We start from the raw sequence: 23868 nt of genomic DNA, 5'->3' as shown, positions 1-23868 counted from the left end.
AACCGGATGACAATGATGGCAGAGTACTCGGCCTTTTCGCTGCTCGCGAACGCGCTCAAGGGAAACAAGGACTGGAAGCCGGCCTGGCGCAAGCCGGATCCGAAGGCGTCCTATGATGTCATCATCATCGGCGGCGGCGGTCATGGGCTGGCGACCGCCTATTATCTTGCCAAGGAACACGGCATCACCAATGTCGCCGTTGTGGAAAAGGGCTGGCTCGGCTCCGGCAATGTCGGCCGCAACACGACGGCCGTGCGCTCGAACTACCTGCTGCCGGCCAACACCCGGTTCTACGAACATTCGATGAAGCTGTGGGAGAACCTCTCGCACGAACTCAATTACAACGTCATGTTCTCGCAGCGCGGCTGCCTGAACCTGGCGCACACGCCGGCCCAGTTCGACGACTATGCCAGGCGTGGCAACGCCATGCGCCATCTCGGCGTCGACGCCGAACTGATGACGCCCGCCCAAATCAAACGTCTGATCCCCGCGCTCGATATCTCCGACAACGCACGCTTTCCGGTGGTCGGCGGCCTGATGCAACGGCGCGCCGGCACCGCCCGCCACGATGCGGTGGCCTGGGGCTATGCGCGCGGCGCCGACCGTCGCGGCGTCGACATCATCGAGAATTGCGAGGTCACCGGCTTCCTGCGCGACGGCGACCGCATATCAGGCGTGTCCACCTCGCGCGGCGACATCCGCGCCAAGAAGGTGGCCGTTGCGGTCGCCGGCAGCACCGGACGCGTCATGCGGCTGGCCGGCATCGAGACGATGCCGATCGAGAGCCACGTGCTGCAGGCCTTCGTCACCGAATCACTGAAGCCCTTCATCGACACCGTCGTGACCTTCGGCATGGGCCATTTCTACATGTCGCAGTCGGACAAGGGCGGCCTCATCTATGGCGGCGACATCGACGGCTACAACAGCTATGCCCAGCGCGGCAATTTGCCGATCGTCGACGAAGTGATGAGCGAGATGCTGGCGCTGTTTCCGGGGCTTGCGCGCGTGCGCATGCTGCGCTCCTGGGGTGGCGTCTGCGACATGTCGATGGACGGCTCGCCGATCATCACCACCGGTCCCCTGCCCGGCATGTATCTCAACTGCGGCTGGTGCTATGGCGGCTTCAAGGCGACGCCGGCTTCCGGCTGGTGCTTTGCCTGGACCATCGCCAAGGACCAGCCGCACGACCTCAACGCCCCCTTCACGCTCGACCGCTTCCACCGTGGCCTGGTGATCGACGACAAGGGCCAGGGTGCAAACCCCAGGCTGCATTAGGCATTAGGTAGAATCCAATGTTGATCACTTGCCCTTATTGCGGCCCGCGCGACGTCATCGAGTTCACCTATCAGGGGGACGGCAATCGCGAGCGTCCCGACCCCGCCTCGCAGAATTTCGAGGCGTGGAACGCTTATGTCTACGACCGGCTGAACCCGGCCGGCGATCACAACGAGATATGGCAGCATTCCGGCGGTTGCCGCATGCATCTGCGGGTCGTGCGCAACACGCTGACGCATGAGATTTCCAGCGTTGCCTTCATACGGGGTGATCACGGGCGCGATCATGGCTCGGCCGCGCGCCCCAAGGCGGAGGACAAGTCATGAGCCCGCGCCGCACCGATACTGGCGGCCGCATCGATCGGCTGAAAACCATCCGCTTCACCTTCGATGGCGCGCCCTACACCGGCCATGCCGGCGATACGCTGGCGTCAGCCCTGCTGGCCAAGGGCGTGACGCTTTACGGACGTTCGTTCAAATACCACCGCCCGCGCGGCCTGCTGACCGCAGGCGTTGAGGAGCCCAACGCCCTGGTGACGGTGCTGAAGGGCGAGGTCCGCGAGCCCAACATTCCGGCGACCATGGTCGAGATCCATGACGGGCTTGTCGCCATCAGCCAGAACCGTTTTCCCTCGCTGGCCTGGGACATCAACGCGGTCAACCAGCTCGGCGGCAAGATCCTGTCGGCCGGCTTCTACTACAAGACCTTCATGGGACCTGTGTTCGGTCCGCTCAAAGGCACGCGCTTCTGGATGTTCTGCGAGCATTTCATCCGCCGCGCCGCCGGTCTCGGCAGCGCCGGATCGGCGAAGGACCCGGCCCGCTACGAACGCATGAACGCCTTTTGCGACGTGCTGGTGGTCGGCTCCGGGCCGGCCGGGCTGATGGCCGCCAAGGCCGCCGCCGATCAGGGCGCGCGCGTCATGCTGGCCGATCTCGAGCCGCGTTTCGGCGGCTCGGCCAACTGGTCGGATGAAACGATCGATGGCGCGCCGGCCACCGATTGGGCCCGCCGCATCGTCGCCCAGCTCGAAGGCCGCGACAATGTCCGCCTTCTGCCGCGCACCACGGTGTGGGGCTATTACGACAACAACACGCTTGCCGCGCTCGAACGGGTCAGCGACCACAAGGAACAGCCAAGCAAAGGCGAGCCGCGCCATCGCTACTGGGCGATCCGCGCTAAATCCGTGGTCCTGGCCACCGGGGCTTTTGAGCGCCCGCTCGTCTTCCCGGGCAATGACCGGCCAGGCGTGATGCTGGCGCATGCGGCCGAGCGCTATGCCAACGAATTCGGCGTGCTGCCGGGCGAGCGGATCGCGCTGTTCACCAACAATGACAGCGCCTATCGCGCTGCCATCGCCTTGAAAAAGGCCGGCGCCGCGGTCGTCGCCATCGCCGATATCAGGCCGGAACTTTCGCCGGAGATGCGCAAGCTGGCCGCGCAAGCCGAGGCCGAGATCTTCGCCGGCCATGCCGTGGTCGCCACCGAGGGCAGCAAGGCGCTGTCCGGCCTCAAGCTGCAACGCTTCGACATGACCAATGGCGCGCTGATCGGTGATGCACGCAGCATCCATGCCGATTGCCTGCTGATGTCGGGCGGCTGGTCGCCGACCATCCATCTGGCCAGCCAGGCCGGCGCCAAGGCGGAATGGAATGCCGCGCGGCAGGCCTTCCTGCCGCCGAAACCAACGCAGCAATGGATCGGCGCCGGCGCCTTCACCGGCAGTTTTTCGACGCTCGAAGCGCTCGCCGAAGGACGCGCCGCCGGTCTGGCTGCGGCCGGTGGACAGAGCACGCCTTCTGTATTGCCGGTGGTAGAAGCCGTGCCCGGCGATCCCGATCCCGCCCCGGTGTTCGAGATCAGGGCCAAGGGCAAGAGCTTTGTCGATTTCCAGCACGACGTGACAGCCGAGGACGTCCGGCTGGCGCATCGCGAAGGCTTCGTCTCGGTCGAGCATCTGAAACGCTACACCACGCTCGGCATGGCGACCGACCAGGGCAAGAGCTCCAACGTCCCTGGCCTTGCCATCATGGCCGAAGCGCTGGGCAAGCCGATCCCCGAGGTCGGCACGACGCGCTTCCGGCCGCCCTTCGCGCCGGTGTCGATCGGCTCGCTGGCGGCGGAACGCTTCGGCGACCTGAAGCCCGAACGGCTGACGCCGATGCATGACTGGCATCTAGCCAATGGCGCGACGATGTACTCCGCTGGTCTCTGGTATCGGCCGATGATCTATGGCCATGCGGGCGAGACGGCCGAGCAGGCCTATGTGCGCGAAGCCAAGGCGACGCGCGAAAGCGCCGGCATCGTCGATGTCTCGACGCTGGGCAAGATTGCCGTACAAGGGCCCGACGCCGCCCTATTCCTCGACCGCGTCTACACCAACATGTTTTCGACGCTGGCCGTCGGCAAGGCCCGCTACGGTCTGATGCTGCGCGAGGACGGCTTCGCCTTCGACGACGGCACCACATGGCGCCTCGGCGAGCAGGATTTCCTGATGACCACCACCACGGCCAACGCCGGCAAGGTGATGCAGCATCTGGAATATTTCCTCGACGTGATCTGGCCGGAGCTCAAGGTCCACGTCACCTCGGTGACCGACGAATGGGCAGGCGCCGCGATCGGCGGGCCAAAGGCCAGGCAGATCCTCGCCGCCTGTGTCACCGGCACGGCAGTCGACAATGCCACCTTGCCCTTCATGGGCATCGTGCGCGGCGAGATAGCAGGCGTGCCGGTAATGATCTGCCGGCTGTCCTTCTCCGGTGAAATGGCGTTCGAGGTCTATTCCGGCGCCGGCTACGGCACCCATGTCTGGGAAGCGCTTGTTGAAGCCGGCAAGCCGTTCGGGCTGGTCACCTACGGGCTCGAGGCGCTGGGCACGATGCGCATCGAGAAGGGCCATGTCACAGGTGCCGAGATCGACGGCCGTACCACGGCGCGCGACCTGCATCTCGACTGGATGCTGTCGAAGAAGAAGCCGTTCATCGGCTCGGCGATGATGGACCGCGAAGGCCTGATCGCGTCCGACCGCCTGGAACTGGTCGGCCTGATTGCCCTCGACAACCGGCCGCTTAACGGCGGCTCACACATCGTCGAGGAGGTTGACGAGGCCAATCCGCACGGCTCGATCGGCCACATCACCGCGTGTTGCTATTCGCCGGCGCTCGGCAAGCATATCGCGCTGGCGCTGGTCAAGGGCGGCAAGGCACGGCGGGGCACACGCGCTCATGTCTCCGATCCCTTGCGCAACCGGTTCGGACCGGTCGAGATCGTCTCCAACCACTTCTACGACCCGGACGGGAGCCGCATGCATGGTTGAGCGCCAATCACCGCTTGAGCCGGAATTTCACGTCGGCTCGCATGGCAATTTCGAGCATGGCGTCGAGATCATCCTGACCGAGACGCGGCCGGGCTCGATCGTGCAGCTCGCCGCCTGGCCGGGCGAGGAGAAGAAGCTGATCGCGGCCATCCGCACCGTCAACGGACTTGCCCTGCCCGATGGCGCCGGCGGTGGTGTGAGCGACGGCGTGAAGTCGGTGTTCGGCTTCGCACCGGGAAAGTTCACCGTTGCCGACGAGGCCGAAGGTCTGGCCACGGCCTTTGCCAAGGTGGTGACCCCGGCCATCGGCACGGTCACCGACCTTTCACATGGCCGCACCGCCATCCGCATTGCCGGGCCGAAGGCCGAATGGGTGCTGGCGAAATTCTTCGCCATCGACTTCGCACTGCCGGCCTTTCCGGTTGGTGCCGGCCGATCGACCACCCATCACGACGTCTTCGCCCAGATCCAGCGGAGCAGCGCCGACCAGTTCGACATCTATGTCTTCCGCTCGTTCGCACGCTCGTTCTGGAAGGCGCTCTGTCATGCCAGCGAGGAAGTCGGCTACGAGGTGCAGTAGGTGGTGCAGCCGGACGGTCGCATCGCCTCAGCTTCTGGCATCAAGGCCAGCCGGTTCTGCCGCTAGAGAATCGCGCCGCAGGCGCCCATGGTGGGAGAATGGCCGCCCAACCGGCCCAGGGATATGAAATCCCTTCTTCAAGAGTCGGCACATCCGTTTGGTTCGAACATCCCCATGACCGCTGAACTATCCGCCGGCGCCACGGATCGCGCCGATGTGCCGGCCAGAGCCTTGCTCCTGCTGCCGTTGACGGTCGCCTGCGGCGTGTTCATGACCAGCCTCGACCAGAATGTCGTGGTGACGGCACTGCCCGGCATCAGCGAAAGCCTTGGCCGTCCGCCCAGCCAGCTCGGCTTGCTCATCACCGTCTATGTCGCCAGCCTGATCATCTCAATGCCGCTAGGCGGCTGGGCCGCCGACCGCTTTGGCCTGCGCAACGTCTACTGCTTTGCCTTGCTGGTGTTCGCCGCCTCGTCGGCGCTGTGCGGGCTGTCTGATAACATCTGGATGCTGGTTGGCGCGCGCGCGCTGCAAGGCTTCGGCGGCGCCTTGATGGGCACGCTCGGCCAGGTCGTCATCCTGTCGACCTTTCCGCGCAGCCGCACGCTCAAGATCAACATGTATATCTCGCTGGCCGGCCAGTCCGGACCGCTGGTCGGGCCGCTCGTCGGCGGCGCGCTGACAACCTACATTTCATGGCGCTGGATCTTCTTCATCAATGTGCCTTTCGCGCTGGCGGCGGCAATTCTTGCCGCCTCGCTGTTTCCGACGATGACCAAGCCGGTGCGCACGCCGTTCGACTTTCCAGGCTTCCTGCTGGTCGGCGGCGGCATGGTGCTGCTGGTCTTCGGCATGGATTCGCTTGCCGCCAAGGATGCTGCCGGCGGCATCATCGCCTGCGAACTGGCGCTGGCGCTGGTCATCCTGACCATCGCCTCGTTCTACTGCCTGCGCGTGCGCAATCCGCTGCTCGATCTCAAGCTCTTGCGCATCCGCACCTTCCGCATTTCGTTCCTCACCGGCGGCGGGCTGGACACAATCGGTCTCAGCTCCGTCGTCTTCCTGCTGCCGCTGATGTTCCAGCTCGGCTTCGGCATGAGCGCGGTGCAGGCGGGATCGCTGACCTTCGTCGCCGCGGTCGGCTCGGTGGCGATGCGCTTCTTCATGCCGCGCGTCCTCAACCGCTTCGGCTTCCGCCGCGTGCTGGTCTACAACACCCCGATCGTCGCCGTGATGGTCGCCGGCTTCGCCTTGATGCAGGCGACCACGCCGGTTTGGATCGTGCTGACCTACATCTTCGTCTTCGGCGTCTTCCGCTCCGCGCAATGGGCTTCGACCGGCAATCTGGCCTATTCCGACATCGCGCCCGAACAGCTCGCCCGCTTCAGCGCCCTCTATTACATACTGTGGCAGCTGGCGGTGGCGATCAGCGTCGGCCTGGCCGCCGCGGCACTGTCGTTCCTGGCCGGCGGTGGTCCAGCCGTCGCCGACGACTTCCGCATCCTGTTCGTGATCGAGGGCGTCATCACGCTCTGCGCGCTGCTCGCCTACCTCAAGCTGACGCCGCAGGACGGCGCCCATGTCAGCGGCCACGGCGCTCAGATGAACACGGAATAGTGCATGCCGCCCATGTTGGCCGATTGGCCAGGCTGCCGCTATTCGCTGAACGTCACCCACTCTTCCAGCGGCACGCGGTCGGTGCGGAAGGTGTTTTCAGGTTTTGACGTGTCCTCATGGCCTAGCGCCATGCCGCAGACGACGATCTCTTCGTCCGGAATGTCGAGCACCGGCCTGATCTGCCGGTGATAGGGCGCGAAGGCCGCTTGCGGGCAGGTGTGCAGACCCCTGCCCCGCGCCGCGACCATGATGTTCTGCAGGAACATGCCATAGTCGATCCATGAGCCCTGGTTGAGCCGGCGATCGATGGTGAAGATCATGCCGACCGGCGCGTCGAAGAAGACGAAATTGCGGTCGTGCTGGGCACGCATCTTGTCGACCTCGCGGCGGCCGATGCCGAGCGCGCCATAGAGGCCGAAGCCGTTGGCGCGGCGGCGGGTCAGATAAGGCTCGAAGAATTGCGTGGGATAGTAGCGGTATTCGTCCCAGTCGGCCTTTTCGGCGCGAATGCCGGAATTGAGAATGGCGTCCGATATCCGCTGCTTGGTCTCGCCCTTGGTGACGTAGACCTTCCACGGCTGCATGTTGGTGCCGGACGGAGCCCGCGCCGCAACCGCCAGGATGGCGCGGATGGTGTCGTCGTCGACCATGTCGGGCAGAAATGCGCGCACCGAACGGCGCGACAGGATTGCCTCGTCGACAATCTCGGCATCGCTCGCAATTCGGGTGTTGTTTTTCAGCATGGGCCGTCCCTTAACCCTCGTCTCGACCGGACGTCCCCACTCGCCGTTCGTGCCCGAGCCTTTGCATGAACCGCCAAAATCGCGCAAGCAAATCTTGTGCATCCGTGAAAATCCACTTGATTTTTTCACGAGCTTGATTTCTCATGAAATTTGACTGGATTTTTTCATGAAGTGAGCGTTTTGCCTTCGCCTACAGCAAGAACATTGCAGGGACCTGACGAGCGCGTGCTTGCCGGCGATATCAGGGCCTTGCGCAGGGCGCGCGGGCTGACGCTCGCCGAGATCGGCCTGAAGCTTGGCCGTTCGGTCGGCTGGGTCAGCCAGGTCGAGCGTGGCCTGTCGACGCCGTCGCTCAGCGATCTCAGAGCCTTCGCCGAACTGTTCGGCGTGCCGATCAGCCTGTTCTTCAGCCATGACGTGCCCGTCGAAAGCGAGCGCGGCGTGGTCGTGCGCGCCGGCCGGCGCCGCACGCTTGGCACAAGCGAAACCGGCCTGGTGGAGGAGCTTCTGTCGCCCGATCTCGGCGGTAGCTTCGAGATGGTGCGTTCGGTCTTCGCGCCCGGCGCGGAACTGAAGGCCGAGGCGCGGCGGCCGACCGAGGAAGCCGGATATGTCGCGTCCGGACTCTTCGACATCGAGATAGCAGGCATCTGGCATCGGCTTGGCGAGGGCGATTCCTTTCGCTTCGAAGGCAAGCCTTACCGCTGGCGCAATCCGGGGACCGAGCCGGCAATTGTCATCTGGGTGGTTTCGCCGCCGGTTTATTGAATGCATGTCGCCCAAAAGTGTGCAGCGGTTTTGGGACAACGACGTGCATCAAAACAAAAATAGAAGCGCAACGCGCTGAAGATTTGGGAGAAGAACATGGCGGGTTTGCCGAGCACGGCGCGCGTGGTGATCATCGGAGGCGGCGCCGTCGGCACCTCCTCGCTCTATCATCTCGCCAAGGCGGGCTGGACCGACTGCGTGCTGCTCGAAAAGAACGAGCTGACCTCCGGCTCGACCTGGCATGCCGCCGGCAATGTGCCGACCTTCTCCTCGTCCTGGTCGCTGATGAACATGCAGCGCTATTCGACCGAGCTTTATCGCGGGCTGGCCGACGCGGTCGACTATCCCATGAACTATCACGTCACCGGCTCGCTGCGCCTTGCCCATACGAAAGAGCGCATGCAGGAATTTCAGCGTGCCAAGGGCATGGGCCGCTACCAGGGCATGGACATCGATATTGTCGGCGTCGACGAGATCAAGCGCCGCTATCCCTTCATCGAGACACATGATCTGAAAGGCGCGCTCTACGATCCGAGCGATGGCGACATCGACCCGGCACAGCTCACGCAAGCGTTGGCCAAGGGCGCGCGTGACATGGGCGCGAAGATCATCCGCTTCTGCCCGGTCACGGGCGCGCGCCGCGAGAATGACGAGTGGGTGGTCGAGACGGCACAAGGCGAGATCCGCTGCGAGATCGTCGTCAATGCCGCCGGCTACCGCGCCGCCGAAGTGGGCAAGATGTTCGGCCGCGACGTGCCGATGATGGTGATGAGCCATCAGTACATCCTGTTCGAGGAGATTCCCGAACTGGCGGCATGGTCGAAAGAACAGGGCAAAAAGCTGCCGCTGCTGCGCGACGTCGATACCTCCTACTATCTGCGTCAGGAAAAGAACGGCATGAATCTCGGCCCCTATGAGCGCAATTGCCGCGCGCATTGGGCCACCCACAACGACCCGATGCCGGAGGATTTTTCCTTCCAGCTGTTCCCCGACGATCTCGACCGGCTGGAGCACTATCTGTCCGACGCCGTCGCCCGCGTGCCGATCCTGGGCACCGCCGGCCTGTCCAAGGTCATCAACGGGCCGATCCCCTACACACCGGACGGCAATCCGCTGATCGGGCCGATGCCCGGCGTTCCCAATGCCTTCGAGGCCTGCGTCTTCACCTTCGGCATCGCCCAGGGCGGTGGCGCCGGCAAGGTGCTGGCCGAATGGGTGACCGAGGGCCAGACCGAATGGGACATGTGGTCGTGCGATCCGCGCCGCTTCACGTCCTTTGCCTCGGCCCCGGACTATTGCGTCGCCAAAGGCATGGAGATCTACGGCAACGAATACGCCATCCAGTTTCCGCGCCATGCCTGGCCGGAAGGCCGCGACCGCAAGCTGTCGCCGATCCACGATCGCATCAAGGCGCTCGGTGGCCGCTTCGACGCCTATAATGGCTGGGAGCGCGCCACCTGGTATGCGCAGGATGGCGATGATGTTTCCGAGGAAGCGACGCTGACCTTCCGCCGCGAAGGACCGTGGCAGCATCGCGTGCGCGAAGAATGCCTGGCCGTGCGTGACGCCGCCGGCATTTTGGATCTGCCGGGCTTCTCCCGCTTCAACCTGGAAGGCCCGGGTGCCGCCGAATGGCTGAGCCTGCAGGTCACCGGGCTGGTGCCGAAGCCTGGTCGCATCGGCCTCGTCTATTTCGCCGACGACAAGGGCCGCATCGTCACCGAAATGTCCGTCGTGCGCCACGACGAGACTATGATGACGCTGATCACCGCGGCGGTCGCGCAATGGCATGATTTCGAGTGGCTGAAATCAGGTCTGCCCAAGCACGCGCCGTTCAGGCTGATCGACCGGACCGAGGAATTCTCGACCCAGATCCTGGCCGGCCCGAACTCGCGAAAAGTCCTCGCCGATGTCTGTGAAGCCGACCTCACTCTGCCATGGCTGACGCATCAGGAGACGAAGATCGCCGGTCGGTGGGCGAAGCTGGTGCGCGTCTCCTTCGCCGGTGAACTCGGCTGGGAAATCCACACAAGGGTCGACGACACCGCCGCCATCTTCGACGCCATCTGTGCTTCAGGACAACATCACGGGCTGAAGCCGTTCGGCATGTATGCGCTGGATTCGCTCAGGCTCGAAAAAGGCTACCGCACCTGGAAGGGCGATCTGTCGACCGACTATTCGATCCTGCAGGGCGGGCTCGAGCGCTTCGTCAAATGGGACAAGCCCGACTTCCGCGGCAAGACGGCATTGCTGAACGAAAAACAGCAAGGCGTGAAGAAGCGCTTCGTCACGCTGGTTGTCCAAAATCCCGGCGATTGTGACGCCCCTTCGGTGTCGACGCTGTGGCATGACGGCAAGATCGTCGGCGAGACGACGTCAGGCGGCTGGGGTCATCGTATCGACAAATCGATCGCGCTCGGCATGCTGCGTGCGGACCTGGCGGAACCCGGCACCGCAATCGAGGTCGAGATTTTCGGCGAGCGTTTTCAGGCGATCGTGCAGAAAGACGAGCCACTGTGGGATCCGAAGAACGACAGGCTGCGCGCATGAAGAAGATCATCCTCACCGATGGCGGCATGGGCCAGGAACTGGTCCGCCGCAGCCAATCCGAGCCGACGCCGCTATGGTCGGCCAGGGTGCTGATCGACGAGCCGGATCTGGTGCGCGACCTGCACGCGGAATTCATCCGTGCCGGCGCCCGTGTCATCACCATCAACACCTATTCTGCGACACCCGAACGCCTGGCGCGCGAGGGCGCGGAAGACCTCTTCAAGCCGTTGCAGAAGCGCGGCATCGAACTGGCCAGGCAGGCTTGCGAGCAGGCAGGCGATGCAACCATCGCCGGCTGCCTGTCGCCGCTGTTCGGCAGCTACGCGCCGGCACTGACCATCTCATATCAGGACACGCTCGACATCTACCGCCGCATCGTTGCCGAGCAGGCGGATGGTGTCGACCTGTTCCTGTGCGAAACCATGGCGTCGGCGGACGAAGCACGCGCGGCCGTCACCGCGGCATCGGAAAGCGGCAAGCCGGTATGGGTGTCGTGGACGCTCGCCGACCATGGCAAGCCGCAGCTGCGCAGCGGCGAGACAATAGCCGCAGCGGCAGGTGCGCTCGACGGCTTGGCCGTCGCGGCGCGGCTGCTCAACTGCTGCCGGCCCGAAGCGATCGCGGCGGCCTTGCCTGAACTGATCGATCTCGGCGGCCCGGTCGGCGCCTATGCCAATGGCTTCACCTCCACCGAAGCGCTCAAGCATGGCGGCACCGTCGATGTGCTGCATGCCCGTCACGACCTTGGTCCGGACGCCTATGCCGACCAGGCGATCGGCTGGGTCGAGGCCGGCGCCGACATTGTCGGCGGCTGCTGCGAAGTCGGACCGGCGCATATCGCCGCTCTGCGCGACCGGCTCGAACAGGCCGGCTACGAAATTTCGGGAGTTTTGCATGCCTAGACCATCATCGCGCATTTCCGGCATCGTGCCTTCGGGCAAGGACGGCTGGGAAGTCCATTCGGCCGCCTGGGCCCGCAAGGCGGCCGGCGAAGACATCATCATGCTGTCGGTCGGCGATCACGACTTCGACACGCCTTCGGAAACGATCGAAGCGTGCGTGACCGCGGTTCGCGGCAGCAACCACCACTACACGCCGCTTTCCGGCCTGCCGCGCCTGCGCAAGGCCATGGCGGCAGCCTCGAGCGCCTGCACCGGCGTCGAGACGACGCCGGATCAAGTCATCGCCACGCCGGGCGGCCAGGCCGCACTCTACGCGGCGGTGCAAGCCGTGCTCGACCAGGGCGACCACGCCATCGTCGTAGCGCCCTATTACGCCACCTACCCCAACACGTTCAGCGCCGCCGGCGCCAGTTTCACCGTGGTCGAGACACCCGCCGAGGACGGCTTCCAGCCACGTGCCGAGATGATCCGCGCGGCACTCCGGCCGAACACGCGCGCCATTCTCATCAACACGCCGAACAACCCGACCGGTGCAGTCTATTCGCGCGAGCGGCTGGAGCAGCTTGCCGAGATCTGCCGCGAGCATGACCTCTGGCTGCTGTCGGACGAAGTCTATTGGACGCTGGGCGGCGGCGAGCATGTCTCGCCGCGCTCATTGCCCGGCATGGCTGAACGAACGCTGGTCATCAATTCGATGTCGAAGAGCCACGGCATGACCGGCTGGCGCATGGGCTGGCTGACCGGTCCTGAAGCGATGATCACGCTGCTCACCAATCTCAATCTGGTGACGACTTACGGCCTGCCGGCCTTCATCTCGATCGCCTGCGCCGAGGCGCTCGAGAACCGCTATGGCGTCAAGGACATTGCCGAACGCTACGCCGCGCGCCGCACCGTCTTCCTCGATGCCGTGCGCGGCATGAACAACATCACCGTGCGCGGCTCCGAGGGCGGCATGTATGTCATGCTCGACATCGGCGACATCGAGCCGGACGACGAGAAATTCGCCTTCGCTTTCCTCGACAAGGAGAATGTCGGCGTGATGCCGGGTTCCAGCTTCGGCGAGGCAGCCGCCGGCCATATTCGCATCAGCCTCTGCCAGCCCGAACCCATGCTGCAGGAAGCAGCGCTCCGGCTGCGTCGTTTCGCTTCCAGCTACCGTCGTGAGGCAGCATGACCGCCAAGGCAATTCCCGCCAAAGCAAGAGCCGTCATCATCGGCGGCGGCGTTTCCGGCTGTTCGGTCGCTTACCATCTGGCCAAGCTTGGCTGGACCGACATCGTGCTCCTGGAACGCAAGCAGCTGACGTCGGGCACGACATGGCATGCCGCCGGCCTGATCGGCCAGTTGCGCGGCTCCCAGAACATGACCCGGCTGGCGAAATATTCGGCCGACCTCTACGTCAAGCTGGAAGCCGAAACCGAAGTCGGCACCGGCATGCGCCAAGTCGGCTCCATCACCGTGGCGCTGACCGAGGAGCGCAAGCACGAGATCTACCGGCAGGCATCGCTCGCTCGCGCCTTCGATGTCGATGTCCGCGAGATTTCTCCCAATGAAGTCAAGCAGATGTACCCGCATCTGAATGTCTCGGACGTCGTCGGCGCTGTGCATCTGCCGCTCGACGGTCAGTGCGACCCCGCCAACATCGCCATGGCCCTGGCCAAGGGCGCACGCCAGCGCGGCGCCACCATCGTCGAGAATGTGAAGGTCACCAAGGTCCACACCAAGGCCGGCCGCGTCACCGGCGTGTCCTGGGCACAGGGCGAAGACCAAGGCACCATCGAAGCCGACATCGTCGTCAACTGCGCCGGCATGTGGGCGCGCGAACTGGGCGCGCAGAACGGCGTCACAATCCCGCTGCATGCCTGCGAGCATTTTTATCTCGTCACCGAGCCGATCCCCGGTCTCACTCGTCTGCCGGTGCTGCGCGTGCCCGACGAGTGCGCCTACTACAAGGAGGACGCCGGCAAGATGATGCTGGGCGCGTTCGAGCCGGTGGCAAAGCCCTGGGGCATGGACGGCATCCGCGAGGATTTCTGCTTCGACCAATTGCCCGAGGACATGGAGCATTTCGAGCCGATCCTCGAAATGGGCGTCAACCGCATGCCGATGCTGGCGACCGCCGGCATCCACACCTTCTTCAACGGTCCCGAGAGTTTTACGCCCGACGACCGCTACTATCTCGGCGAGGCGCCGGAGCTGTCCGGCTACTGGATGGCGACCGGCTACAATTCGATCGGCATCGTCTCCTCCGGCGGCGCCGGCATGGCGCTGGCGCAGTGGATCAATGATGGCGAAGCCCCCTTCGACCTATGGGAAGTCGACATCCGCCGCGCCCAGCCGTTCCAGAAGAACCGCCGTTACCTCCGGGAGCGCGTCTCCGAAACGCTTGGCCTGCTCTATGCCGACCACTTCCCCTATCGCCAGATGGCGACCTCGAGGAATGTCAGGCGTTCGCCGCTGCACGAGCACCTGAAGGCGCGCGGCGCGGTCTTCGGCGAAGTTGCCGGCTGGGAGCGCGCCAACTGGTTTGCCCGCGAGGGCCAGGAGCGCGAATACCGCTATTCCTGGAAGCGCCAGAACTGGTTCGACAACCAGCGCGAGGAACACCTCGCGGTCAGGAACGGCGTCGGCCTGTTCGACATGACCTCGTTCGGCAAGATTCGTGTCGAGGGCCGCGACGCCTGTGCTTTCCTGCAGAAGCTGTGCGCCAACGACATGGATGTCGCGCCGGGCAAGATCGTCTACACGCAGATGCTCAACCAGCGCGGCGGCATCGAGAGCGACCTGACAGTCTCGCGGCTGTCGGATACGGCCTATTTCCTCGTCGTGCCAGGCGCGACGCTGCAGCGCGATCTTGCCTGGCTGCGCAAGCACATCACCGACGAATTCGTCGTCGTCACCGATGTGACGGCGGCCGAAAGCGTGCTCTGCCTGATGGGGCCGGATGCGCGCAACCTGATCCGGAAGGTGAGCCCGAACGATTTCTCCAACGAGACCAACCCGTTCGGCACGTTCCAGGAGATCGAGATCGGCATGGGCTTGGCCCGCGCGCATCGTGTCACCTATGTCGGCGAACTCGGCTGGGAGCTCTATGTCTCGACCGACCAAGCGGCCCATGTTTTCGAAGCAATCGACGAGGCCGGCACCGAAGTCGGCCTGAAACTCTGCGGCCTGCACACGCTGGATTCCTGCCGCATCGAAAAAGCCTTTCGCCATTTCGGCCACGACATCACCGATGAGGACAATGTGCTGGAAGCCGGCCTTGGCTTCGCTGTGAAGACGGCCAAGGGCGGCTTCATCGGCCGTGATGCAGTTTTGAAGAAAAAGGAAGCTGGTCTGTCACGCAGGCTGGTCCAGTTCCGGCTGAAAGACCCGCAACCCCTGCTCTTCCACAACGAGGCGATCCTGCGTGACGGCAAGATCGTTGGTCCGATCACGTCTGGCAATTACGGTCATCACCTCGGCGGCGCCGTCGGGCTGGGTTATGTACCATGCCAGGGCGAGAGCGAGGCGGATGTGCTGGGCTCATCCTACGAGATCGAGATCGCCGGCGAGCGTTTTGCGGCGGAGGCGTCGCTGAAGCCGATGTATGATCCGAAGTCGGAGCGGACGAGAATGTAGCGCCTCTTACCTTCTCCCCGTTTACGGGGCGAAGAAAGCTGTTCCTAAAACCGCTCCAACTTCGCCCGCACCTTGGCCAGAAACGCCGCCCGCGTCTGCGGCGTCGAGGCGTCCATCAGATAATGCGCCAGGAAAAAGGTTCGGCAGCGCGTCGCGCACAGTGCCCGCATGCCGCGCAAAAGGGTCTTGCGTCCCGGCTGGCCGACGACGACGCTCCACCAGGTCGGCGCGCCGCAAGTGGTGATGACGCCGACCTTGGTCACATGCGTCATCAGCGACTTGATCCGTCCCTTACCGGCGGGCAGCTTGAAGGCGACGTCCGTCGCCCACACCCGGTCGAGCCAGCCTTTCAGCATCGCCGGCAGCCCGTACCACCAGGTCGGATAGACAAACAGAATCGCTTCGGCCCAGCTGAGCAGCTCGAAATGCGGCTTCAACGCCGGATCCTGCGGCGCCTGGTCATTGTAGGAGCGCCGCTCGTCGCAGCCCATCACCGGGTCGAATTTCTCTGCATAGAGGTCGAGCAGCCGCACCTCCCAGCCACTCGCCTTCAGCACGTCCACGGCGGTATCGCGGATTGCGGCGCAAAAACTCTCCGGTACCGGATGGCAGTAGACCACGAGGACCCGCATCAGAACGCATCCATGCTCGCCGCAACCTTCGTCATGAAGGACTTCCGCGTTTCGTCGGTCGACAGGTTCATTGCGTAGTGCGCGAGATAGCTCACCGGTGCGCCCGGTTTTACGGTGGCCCGCAGCATGCGCTTGATCAGCTTGCGCGGCGGATCGCCCATCAGCATGGCGCGGAACCGGCTGCCGCCATAGGTGGTAACCGCCGCGATCTTGCGGATGTTGTGCAGCGACGGCTGCACCTTGCCGTCGACCAGCTTGAACGACACGCCCGGCAGGAAGACGCGATCGAAGAAGCCTTTCAGTATCGCAGGAAAGCCGTAATTCCAGACCGGATAGGACAGCACCAGCGCATCGGCGCGCAGCAGACGTTCGACATAGGAAGCCACCGCATCGGCGGAGCCGCGCTGGTTGTGATAGTCCAGTCTTTCCCGGCGCGTCAGCCGCGGATCGAAACCTTCGGCATAGAGGTCGCAGTCGTCGACTGTATGGCCCGCCGCCGTCAACCGCTCGACGATCATCCGGTGGAGGCCGGCATTGAAGCTGGTCTCGACCGGATGGGCGTAGAGGACGAGGATGTTCACAGGGGAATATCCCTTAGGTCAGTGCGAGGCGCCCCCCTCTGCCCTGCCGGGCATCTCCCCCGCAAGGGGGGAGATCGGACTGCCGCATCGCTTTCGCCAACTGTCAACGCCGCAGAATGGTCGCGACTCAGAGGCTGCCAATCTCCCCCCTTGCGGGGGAGATGTCCGGCAGGACAGAGGGGGGTGTTCAAGCGCAAACCTGTCCTCATCCCAGCCTTTGCAGCCCCTTGAACAGAAAAGTCCGGCCCGAACGGTAGTCGTAGTCCGGGTTTTCCCAGGCGATCATCTTGCCGGGGTTGAGCAGGCCTTGCGGATCGGTCTCGCGCTTGAAGGCTAGCTGCACCGCGTCGGTCTGCTTCATGCCGCCCTCTTCAAGCGTGTAGCGATGCGGGTTGAAGATCGGGCAGCCATTCTCCTCATGCAGGCGCACGATCTCGTCGAGCCGAGCCTCACTGGTGAACTTGACCAGCGGCAGGCCGAAGCAGGTAATGTTCCCGTCCAGCCGCACGAATTCGAGATGCGAGAAGACCTCGCCGGGAAACATCGCGTCCATCTTCTCGACCAGCGCCAGCTGGTTGGGAAAGGGATAGAGCGATTGCAGATAGGTGATCGAAGGGTCGACGCGCAGCGCCCTCAGTGTCGTGTGGTTCCAGGCCAGCTCATAGGCCGGCGGCAGGCCCTTCTTTTCGTCCGGCGTTGCGGTTGCGGCGTTGAAGATCACCGCCCCGCCGGCACGCCTGGTGAAGGCCAGGAAGGCATCCAGCCCATGCTGCGCCACCATGACGACGCAGATGCTTTGCCCATCGCTCAGGAATTTCTGGTGCCGCTTGAAATAGAGCTGCGGCACGGGTGCGGCTATCGGCGTGATCAGCTTGGTCAGGATGCCGTCCTGGCAGGCCAGCGCATTACCGTAGCGGGCCGCGTCCATGAAGCCGTCGAAACCGACGATGACATCGACCCAGTCATAGGCTGCCGTCAGCGGCATCTCGACTTCCGATATGATGCCGTTGGTGCCGTAGGCATGGGTCACCTTGTGCAGATCCTCGCCGGTGAGTTCGAGCGCTTTCGGTTCGGCCTCCATGGTCACCACGCGCAGCCGCAGCACATTGCCGAAATCGCGCAGGCCGCCGAAATTGATCGAGCCGACGCCGCCCGAACCGCCGGCGATGAAGCCGCCGATCGAGGCCGTGTTGTAGGTGGATGGCGACAGCCGCAGCTCCTGCCCGGAATGCGCCCGCGTCGCCTTGTCGATGTCAGCCAGGATCGCCCCCGGTCCGGTCACAACGCGACCCGGCGCGATCGACTTGATCTCGTTCATCTCGGCAAGGTTGAGCACGACGCCGCCGGAGAGCGGCATCGCCTGGCCGTAATTGCCGGTGCCGCTGCCGCGCGGCGTCACCGGCACGCCGTGGCGATGACAGGCGGCAAGCACACGGATCAGTTCGGCCTCGGTCTTTGGCGTCACGATCAAATCGCCGGTGACATGGTCGAGCTGTTGCTTCAGCACCGGGCTGTACCAGTAGAAGTCGCGGCTCTTCTGCTGGACGATGGCCGGATTGTCGTCGACCTTCAGGCCTTCGAGATCGCGGTTGAGCGCCGAAACGTCCATCATTCCACCATCAGCTCGTCGAGTTCGGCATAATCGGGCAATTGCCGGTCGATCACATATCCGGCGCGTACGACGATGCGATCCGATTCGGGTCGCGACAGCAATTCCGTCCAGCTTCGACCTTTGAACACGATGAAATCGGCATTCCCGCCAGCCGCAAGCGTGCCGAAGCCGTCGAGCCGCATCACGCTGGCCGGCGTCGCGGTGACCGTTTGCGGCCAGTCAGCGACCGGATGATCGAAGTGCAGGATGCGCGTCGCCATGCGATAAACCTCCAGCATGTCGAGATCGCCATAGGCATAGAAAGGATCACGCGTGTTGTCGGAAGCGACCGCCACCGGAATGCCCCTCGCCTTCATCTCGTGCAGCAGCGTCACGCCACGCCAGCGCGGCGTGGTGCCGTCGCCGCGCCGGTCCTGCAGATAGAGATTGCACATCGGCAGCGAGACGACGGCGAGCCCGGCTTTCGCCGCCTTGTCCAGCGTGTCGAGCACGTCGAGGTCCGGCTGGCGTGCCAGCGAACAGCAATGGCCGACGAGGATCTTTCCTTCGAAGCCGTTCCAGAGTGCGGCCTCGGCGATCTTCTTCAGCGATATGGCGGAAATATCGTCGGTCTCGTCGGCATGGAAATCGAGATCGAGGCCATGCTTGATGGCTTGCGCGAAGACATGGTCGAGCAGCTCTTCGAGATCCGGCACCATATAGGTGACGACGCCGAGCACGCCTTTGGCAGCGGCAACCCTCTTTGCCAGCCTGTCGAACCATTTTTTGTCGCGCACGCCCTCGATGCCGAGCAGGCAGGCGCCCTGCAACTCGATGCGGCCGCGCCATGTCTCACGCATTGCCTCGAACACCGGCCAGGAGATTTCCTCCTGCGGCGCGACGCTGTCGAGATGCGTGCGCAGCGCCTTGGTGCCATGCGCGTAGGCCGAGCGCAGCGAAAAATCCATGCGCCGGGCAACGTCCTCGGCGCTCCAGCGCGCCACGCGATCGGCACCGGCGGCATTCAGCGCGCCCATGAACGTGCCGTCGGGATTGGGTTTTCGCGGCCAGATATGGCCCTTGTCGATATGCGTGTGGCAATCGACGAAGCATGGCAGCACGATGCGGCCGCCAAGATCGACAGCATCCGCCGGCGGGCTCAATCGGCCATGCGCGGCAATGCCTGCGATCTTGCCGTCGCCGACGGTGATGTCGGCAAGCGCGAAGCCATCGCTGTCGCGGGCAGCGCCAAGGCCTGGGGTCAGGGACGTGTGAAGCCTGACATTGGCGAGCCGGTATGAACCTGTGTTCGGAATCAAGGACCTAGCGCTCCTGCTTCAGTGCGCTTTCGTGCCAGCGCCGCAAAATGAGATGCGAAATCAGCGACAGCACGAGGAAGATCAAAATGCCGGTGAGCGAGATCAAGAACAGCGCCGCGAACAGCCGCGGCGCGTTGAGCCGGTAGCCGGCCTCGATGATGCGCGAGGCAAGGCCAGACGATTGGCCGGTCGTGCCGGCGACGAACTCGGCCACCACGGCGCCGATCAGCGACAGGCCGCCGGCGATCTTCAACCCGCCGAGGAAATAAGGCATCGCCGCCGGCAGCCTGAGATAGCGCAACTGCTGCCAGCGCGTCGCGCCATTGAGCTTGAACATGTCGCGCAGATTGCGGTCGACGGAGTTGAGGCCAAGCGTCGTGTTGGACAGGATCGGAAAGAAGGCGACGATCCAGGCGCAGAGCAGAAGCTTGGTCGTCTGGTCGTTCACATAGATGTTGATCAGTGGAAAGATCGCCACGATCGGCGTCACCTGCAGCACGATGGCGAAGGGGAAGAACGACATCTCCACCCATTTCGATTGCGCAAACAGCACCGCCAGCCCGACCCCGCCGATGACGGCCAGAGCCAGGCTGAGGAAGGTGATGCGCAAGGTGACCAGCAGTGAGGAAAACAGCAGGCCGGCATCGTTGTAGAGCGTCCACAGCACCACACCGGGACGCGGCAGGATGTATTGCGGGATCGCGTTCCACACGCAGATGCGGTCCCACAGCCAGATCGCCAGGATCATGATCGCGAGCGGCAGCACCCAGCGGCCGATCCGTTCGAACCGCTCCTGGCGCACGCGGCGTGCTTCCTCGGGGTCGAGTTCGAGCACGCGCTCGTCAATGGCCGTCATGATGCGCGCCTGCTGTTGAATTGATGGCCTTGACCAGCACGTCGGAGGCCTGACGGCAGAGTGCCGCATAGTCGGGTGAAGTGCGAAACGCCTCGTCGCGCGGATAGGAAGCCTCGATGGCGAGTTCGTCGAACACCCTGCCCGGCCGCGCCGCCATGACGACGACACGGTTGGAGAGAAACACGCTTTCAAAGACGCTGTGGGTGACGAAGACGACGGTGAAGCGCTCGTCCTGCCACAGGTCCAGCAGATCATTGTTGAGCTTGAAGCGGGTGATCTCGTCGAGTGCCGCGAACGGCTCGTCCATCAGCAGCACGCGCGGTTTGGTCACCATGGCGCGCGCAATCGAGACGCGCATCTTCATGCCCCCCGACAGTTCGCGCGGCACCGCGTCTTCGAAGCCGGTCAGATGAACCCGCGCCAGCATTTCCGTCACCGCCGGCGCGGCCTTGGCGCGCGAAATGCCTTTCAGCCGAAGCGGCAGCCAGACATTGTCGAAGACGCTGGCCCAGGGCAGCAACGTCGGCTCCTGGAAGACGAAGCCGATGTTCGAGCGGTCAAGCGAGCCGCCGCCGCGCCAATCGAGCACGCCGGAGGTCGGCATCGACAGGCCGGCGATCAGCCGCAGCGCCGTCGACTTGCCGCAACCCGACGGACCGAGCAGGCTGAGAAAATCGCCTTCCCGGATCGTCAGGTTGACATCGCTCAGCGCTGTCACGCCGTTGGAGAAGACCTTGCCGACGCCCCTCAGCGCCAGCAATGTCGAAGCAACGTCCGGAGCCGGCGCTTGCGCCACCTTTTCCCTTATCATGCCGGGACCGGCCTATTTCTTCAGGTCGAGCCCGACGCCCTTGTTGACGAAGGTCAGCGTGTAGGCCTTCTTGATGTCGATGCCATCAGGCGTGACCTTGGCCTTGACCATCTTCTCGTAGAAGCTCTTGATCCGCTCGTCGCTCATGGCGCCGATGCCGAGCTTTTCGGTGTCGCCGGAATCGGCCAGGCCGAACTTCTTCATCTGCTCGATCGAGAACGCGATCTGCTCGTCGCTCATGTCGGGATTGTCTTTCTTGATCAGGTCGTTGGCGGCCTTGTTGTCGCCGTAGAGATATTTGTACCAGCCCTTGGCCGAACCATCGACGAAGCACTGGACCACCTCCGGCTTCTTGTCGATCGTGTCCTGCATCACCTCGATCGTGGTCGAGTAGGTGTCCCAGCCATAGTCGGCAAGCAGGAACTGGTTCGGCACGAAGCCGCCTTCCTTCTTGACCGCGAACGGCTCGGAGGTGACGTAGCCCTGCTGGATCGACTTCTTGTTGGCGAGGAAGGGAGCGGTGTTGTAGGTGTAAGGCGCGCGCTTGGAGGCGTCGAAGCCAAGCGCCGTGACCATCCACTGGAAGAAGGTCTGCACACCTTCGTCACCCAGAATATACTGGTCGGCGTTCTTGAGATCTTCCCACTTGTCGAGCCCCTCGCCGGGGTGGGACATGATGACCTGCGGGTCCTTCTGGAAGTCGGCTGCCACGACGCGCATCGGAATGCCTTGCTGGACGGCATCGAAAGCCGACAGCAGATTGCCGCCCATGTAGAAGTCGATCTTGCCGGCCAGCAGCATCGGCCGGCCGCTGACCTGCGGACCGCCCTGCATGATGGTGACGTCGAGGCCGCAGGCAGCGTAGGTGCCGTCCGCTACGGACTGATAATATCCGCCATGTTCCGGCTCGGCCAACCAGTTGGTGCCGAAGGTGACTTTTTCATTCGCAGCCGCACCCAGCGTGCTGGCTGCAAGCAAGGCCACAACCACCACCGAGATCTTCTGTCTTCCGTACATCGACACCACCCTTTGTTTGCTCCGGCGCGCCACGCGCCAGGCTCGACACCAAAGATTCAAGAAGCAAGACACATGCCACCGGCGTCTCGCGCCGGGACCCGCCCGCCTGCACCACAGCCATCTGCGAAAGCCGGAAAGGTCGTGCTGCACCGGAGGCATCGTGCCTATTTTTTGAACGCCTGTCCACAATCGCACGGGCAACATGCACCGCCATCTTGAACCTGTAACGCATCCCGCCCTAGGCTGGCGGTATGCAGGAGATTGCCATGTTCAGATTCCTCACCCCGAAGTCGATCAAGCCGCCTTTTGCCCGCTACAGCCACGGCGTCGAGGTGCCGCCGGGCAAGCGGCTGGTGCTGTGCTCGGGCCAGGTCGCCATGACGGCGGACGACCAGATTCCCGAGGACGCCGGCGCGCAGGCCGAGCTCTGCTTCCGCAACATCGAGGCGATCCTCGGCGAAGCTGGGCTGGGACTTGGGGATATTGTGCGCATCAACGCTTATGTCACCGACCGCGCGTATTTGCGGCCCTATATGGATGTCCGCGACCGGCTGTTTTCGAGCCCAGCGCCGGCCTCGACGCTGATGATCGTTTCCGGCTTTGCCCGCCCCGAATTCAAGGTCGAGGTCGAGGCCATCGCAGCCGGGTGAGAGGGCCTAAGCGAGGCGCGGCGAATCGACAGGCTGGCAATCTGAAGCTACACCACACCAAAGTCTGCGCTGCCCCTCATCCGCCTGCCGGCACCTTCTCCCCGTATAGTGACGGGGAGAAGGGTGAAGCTCCAACGCTGGCGACCCCTCTCCCCGTTCTTCACGGGGAGAGGGTAAGGGTGAGGGGCAGCGCCGACGTTAGATCAATTCCGTCGAGGCTCGAAAATGAACGAAATAAAAAAACGCGCGTGGTGGGGCGATTACCGGACCACCGAATACGCCTCGATCGACCCGGAGGCGACGATCGCCGTGCTCCCGGTGGCGGCGATCGAGCAGCATGGCCCCCATCTGCCTGTCTCGACCGACACCTCGATCATGAACGGCATGCTCGACACGGTCATTTCGCGCCTACCCGACGATCTCGACATCCGCATCCTGCCGGTCCAGGCGGTCGGCAAGTCGAACGAGCATCTGCATGCGCCTGGCACGCTCACCTTGCCGGCAACGACGCTGGTCGACGCCTGGACCGAGCTTGGCCTGTCGATCGCGCGCGCCGGCGTGCGCAAGCTGATCGTCGTCAATTCGCATGGCGGCAACGAAGAGATCATGGGCATCGTCACGCGTGAATTGCGCGTGCGCGAAAAGATGCTGGCGGTGAAAACCAGCTGGCAACGCTTCGGCCGCCCGGCCGGCATGTACACCGAACTCGAGGACCGTCACGGCATCCATGGCGGCGATGTTGAGACCTCGCTGATGCTGCATTTCAGGCCGGACCTCGTCGACATGGGCAAGGCCGACAATTTCGTTTCCAACGTCGCCAAGGCCGAGAAGGAATTCGCACTGCTGCGCCACACCGGCACCCATGCCTTCGCCTGGATCGCAGGCGATCTCAACCCTAACGGCGTGGTCGGCGACGCCAGCATCGCAACGGCGGAGAAAGGCCGGCTGACAGCGGAACATCAGGCTGACGGCTTCATCAGCCTGCTGCGCGATGTGCGCAAGGCGAAGCTCGCAGAGTGGTTGAAGTAGCCTCCAAACC

At 63.9% G+C, this 23868-nt stretch carries 20 protein-coding genes; 12 read left to right on the top strand and 8 right to left on the bottom strand.

Annotated features, from left to right (window positions below; all coding sequences use genetic code 11):
* Nucleotides 1-15: 15 nt before the first annotated feature.
* From ACZ89F_RS11485 to ACZ89F_RS11465, 5 genes are all read left to right on the top strand, one after another.
* Entirely contained in the window at nucleotides 16-1275 is a 1260-nt protein-coding gene (locus ACZ89F_RS11485; protein WP_476091960.1) for a sarcosine oxidase subunit beta, read from the top strand.
* 17 nt (nucleotides 1276-1292) lie between these two features.
* Nucleotides 1293-1601, top strand: a complete 309-nt coding sequence (locus tag ACZ89F_RS11480) for a sarcosine oxidase subunit delta (RefSeq protein ID WP_476091958.1) — start codon at nucleotides 1293-1295, stop codon at nucleotides 1599-1601.
* Nucleotides 1598-4591 carry a sarcosine oxidase subunit alpha gene (locus ACZ89F_RS11475; RefSeq protein ID WP_476091956.1) on the top strand — a complete coding sequence of 998 codons (2994 nt, stop codon included), beginning with the start codon at nucleotides 1598-1600 and terminating at the stop codon, nucleotides 4589-4591. Before ACZ89F_RS11480 ends, ACZ89F_RS11475 begins: the two co-directional genes overlap by 4 nt.
* Entirely contained in the window at nucleotides 4584-5171 is a 588-nt protein-coding gene (locus tag ACZ89F_RS11470) for a sarcosine oxidase subunit gamma (protein ID WP_476091954.1), read from the top strand. The genes ACZ89F_RS11475 and ACZ89F_RS11470 overlap by 8 nt, the downstream gene beginning before the upstream one ends.
* 174 nt (nucleotides 5172-5345) lie before the next feature.
* Nucleotides 5346-6788, top strand: a complete 1443-nt coding sequence (locus tag ACZ89F_RS11465; protein WP_476091952.1) for an MFS transporter — start codon at nucleotides 5346-5348, stop codon at nucleotides 6786-6788.
* Between the two features lie 38 nt (nucleotides 6789-6826).
* On the opposite strand, the gene ACZ89F_RS11460 is transcribed toward ACZ89F_RS11465, so the two are convergent.
* Complete coding sequence (locus ACZ89F_RS11460; RefSeq protein WP_476091950.1) at nucleotides 6827-7531, bottom strand: nitroreductase; 705 nt, start codon at nucleotides 7529-7531, stop codon at nucleotides 6827-6829.
* A gap of 204 nt (nucleotides 7532-7735) precedes the next feature.
* On the opposite strand from ACZ89F_RS11460, the gene ACZ89F_RS11455 reads away from it, so the two are divergent.
* From ACZ89F_RS11455 to ACZ89F_RS11435, 5 genes are all read left to right on the top strand, one after another.
* Nucleotides 7736-8299, top strand: coding sequence for a helix-turn-helix domain-containing protein (locus ACZ89F_RS11455; protein ID WP_476091948.1), 564 nt, complete (start codon nucleotides 7736-7738; stop codon nucleotides 8297-8299).
* A 96-nt stretch (nucleotides 8300-8395) separates the two neighbouring features.
* Nucleotides 8396-10849 (top strand): GcvT family protein, encoded by a 2454-nt coding sequence (locus ACZ89F_RS11450; protein ID WP_476091946.1) that lies wholly within the window; start codon nucleotides 8396-8398, stop codon nucleotides 10847-10849.
* Nucleotides 10846-11751, top strand: a complete 906-nt coding sequence (locus ACZ89F_RS11445; protein WP_476091944.1) for a homocysteine S-methyltransferase family protein — start codon at nucleotides 10846-10848, stop codon at nucleotides 11749-11751. Before ACZ89F_RS11450 ends, ACZ89F_RS11445 begins: the two co-directional genes overlap by 4 nt.
* Nucleotides 11744-12925 (top strand): pyridoxal phosphate-dependent aminotransferase, encoded by a 1182-nt coding sequence (locus ACZ89F_RS11440; RefSeq protein WP_476091942.1) that lies wholly within the window; start codon nucleotides 11744-11746, stop codon nucleotides 12923-12925. The genes ACZ89F_RS11445 and ACZ89F_RS11440 overlap by 8 nt, the downstream gene beginning before the upstream one ends.
* Nucleotides 12922-15372 carry a GcvT family protein gene (locus ACZ89F_RS11435; protein ID WP_476091940.1) on the top strand — a complete coding sequence of 817 codons (2451 nt, stop codon included), beginning with the start codon at nucleotides 12922-12924 and terminating at the stop codon, nucleotides 15370-15372. Before ACZ89F_RS11440 ends, ACZ89F_RS11435 begins: the two co-directional genes overlap by 4 nt.
* A 44-nt stretch (nucleotides 15373-15416) precedes the next feature.
* Here the strand turns inward: ACZ89F_RS11435 and ACZ89F_RS11430 are convergent, their stop codons facing one another.
* The 7 genes from ACZ89F_RS11430 to ACZ89F_RS11400 form a co-directional block, all read right to left on the bottom strand.
* Complete coding sequence (locus tag ACZ89F_RS11430; RefSeq protein ID WP_476091938.1) at nucleotides 15417-16004, bottom strand: NAD(P)H-dependent oxidoreductase; 588 nt, start codon at nucleotides 16002-16004, stop codon at nucleotides 15417-15419.
* Complete coding sequence (locus tag ACZ89F_RS11425) at nucleotides 16004-16585, bottom strand: NAD(P)H-dependent oxidoreductase (RefSeq protein ID WP_476091936.1); 582 nt, start codon at nucleotides 16583-16585, stop codon at nucleotides 16004-16006. Before ACZ89F_RS11425 ends, ACZ89F_RS11430 begins: the two co-directional genes overlap by 1 nt.
* Before the next feature lie 205 nt (nucleotides 16586-16790).
* Entirely contained in the window at nucleotides 16791-18194 is a 1404-nt protein-coding gene (locus ACZ89F_RS11420; RefSeq protein WP_476097263.1) for an FAD-binding oxidoreductase, read from the bottom strand.
* Entirely contained in the window at nucleotides 18194-19495 is a 1302-nt protein-coding gene (locus tag ACZ89F_RS11415) for a cytosine deaminase (protein WP_476091934.1), read from the bottom strand. Before ACZ89F_RS11415 ends, ACZ89F_RS11420 begins: the two co-directional genes overlap by 1 nt.
* Before the next feature lie 4 nt (nucleotides 19496-19499).
* Entirely contained in the window at nucleotides 19500-20351 is an 852-nt protein-coding gene (locus ACZ89F_RS11410) for an ABC transporter permease (RefSeq protein WP_109667888.1), read from the bottom strand.
* Nucleotides 20338-21162, bottom strand: a complete 825-nt coding sequence (locus ACZ89F_RS11405; RefSeq protein ID WP_476091932.1) for an ABC transporter ATP-binding protein — start codon at nucleotides 21160-21162, stop codon at nucleotides 20338-20340. The genes ACZ89F_RS11410 and ACZ89F_RS11405 overlap by 14 nt, the downstream gene beginning before the upstream one ends.
* A gap of 12 nt (nucleotides 21163-21174) precedes the next feature.
* Nucleotides 21175-22179, bottom strand: a complete 1005-nt coding sequence (locus ACZ89F_RS11400; protein WP_476091930.1) for an ABC transporter substrate-binding protein — start codon at nucleotides 22177-22179, stop codon at nucleotides 21175-21177.
* Nucleotides 22180-22445: 266 nt separating this feature from the next.
* Between ACZ89F_RS11400 and ACZ89F_RS11395 the strand changes: the two genes are divergently transcribed.
* Complete coding sequence (locus ACZ89F_RS11395; protein WP_476091928.1) at nucleotides 22446-22829, top strand: RidA family protein; 384 nt, start codon at nucleotides 22446-22448, stop codon at nucleotides 22827-22829.
* 225 nt (nucleotides 22830-23054) lie between these two features.
* Nucleotides 23055-23858, top strand: coding sequence for a creatininase family protein (locus ACZ89F_RS11390; protein ID WP_476091926.1), 804 nt, complete (start codon nucleotides 23055-23057; stop codon nucleotides 23856-23858).
* The last annotated feature ends 10 nt before the right edge of the window (nucleotides 23859-23868 follow it).

The sequence above is a fragment of the Mesorhizobium sp. USDA 3734 genome, from assembly GCF_056279665.1.
The sequence above is the reverse complement of the archived record's forward strand: the minus strand, read 5'-3'. Positions and strand labels throughout refer to the sequence as shown.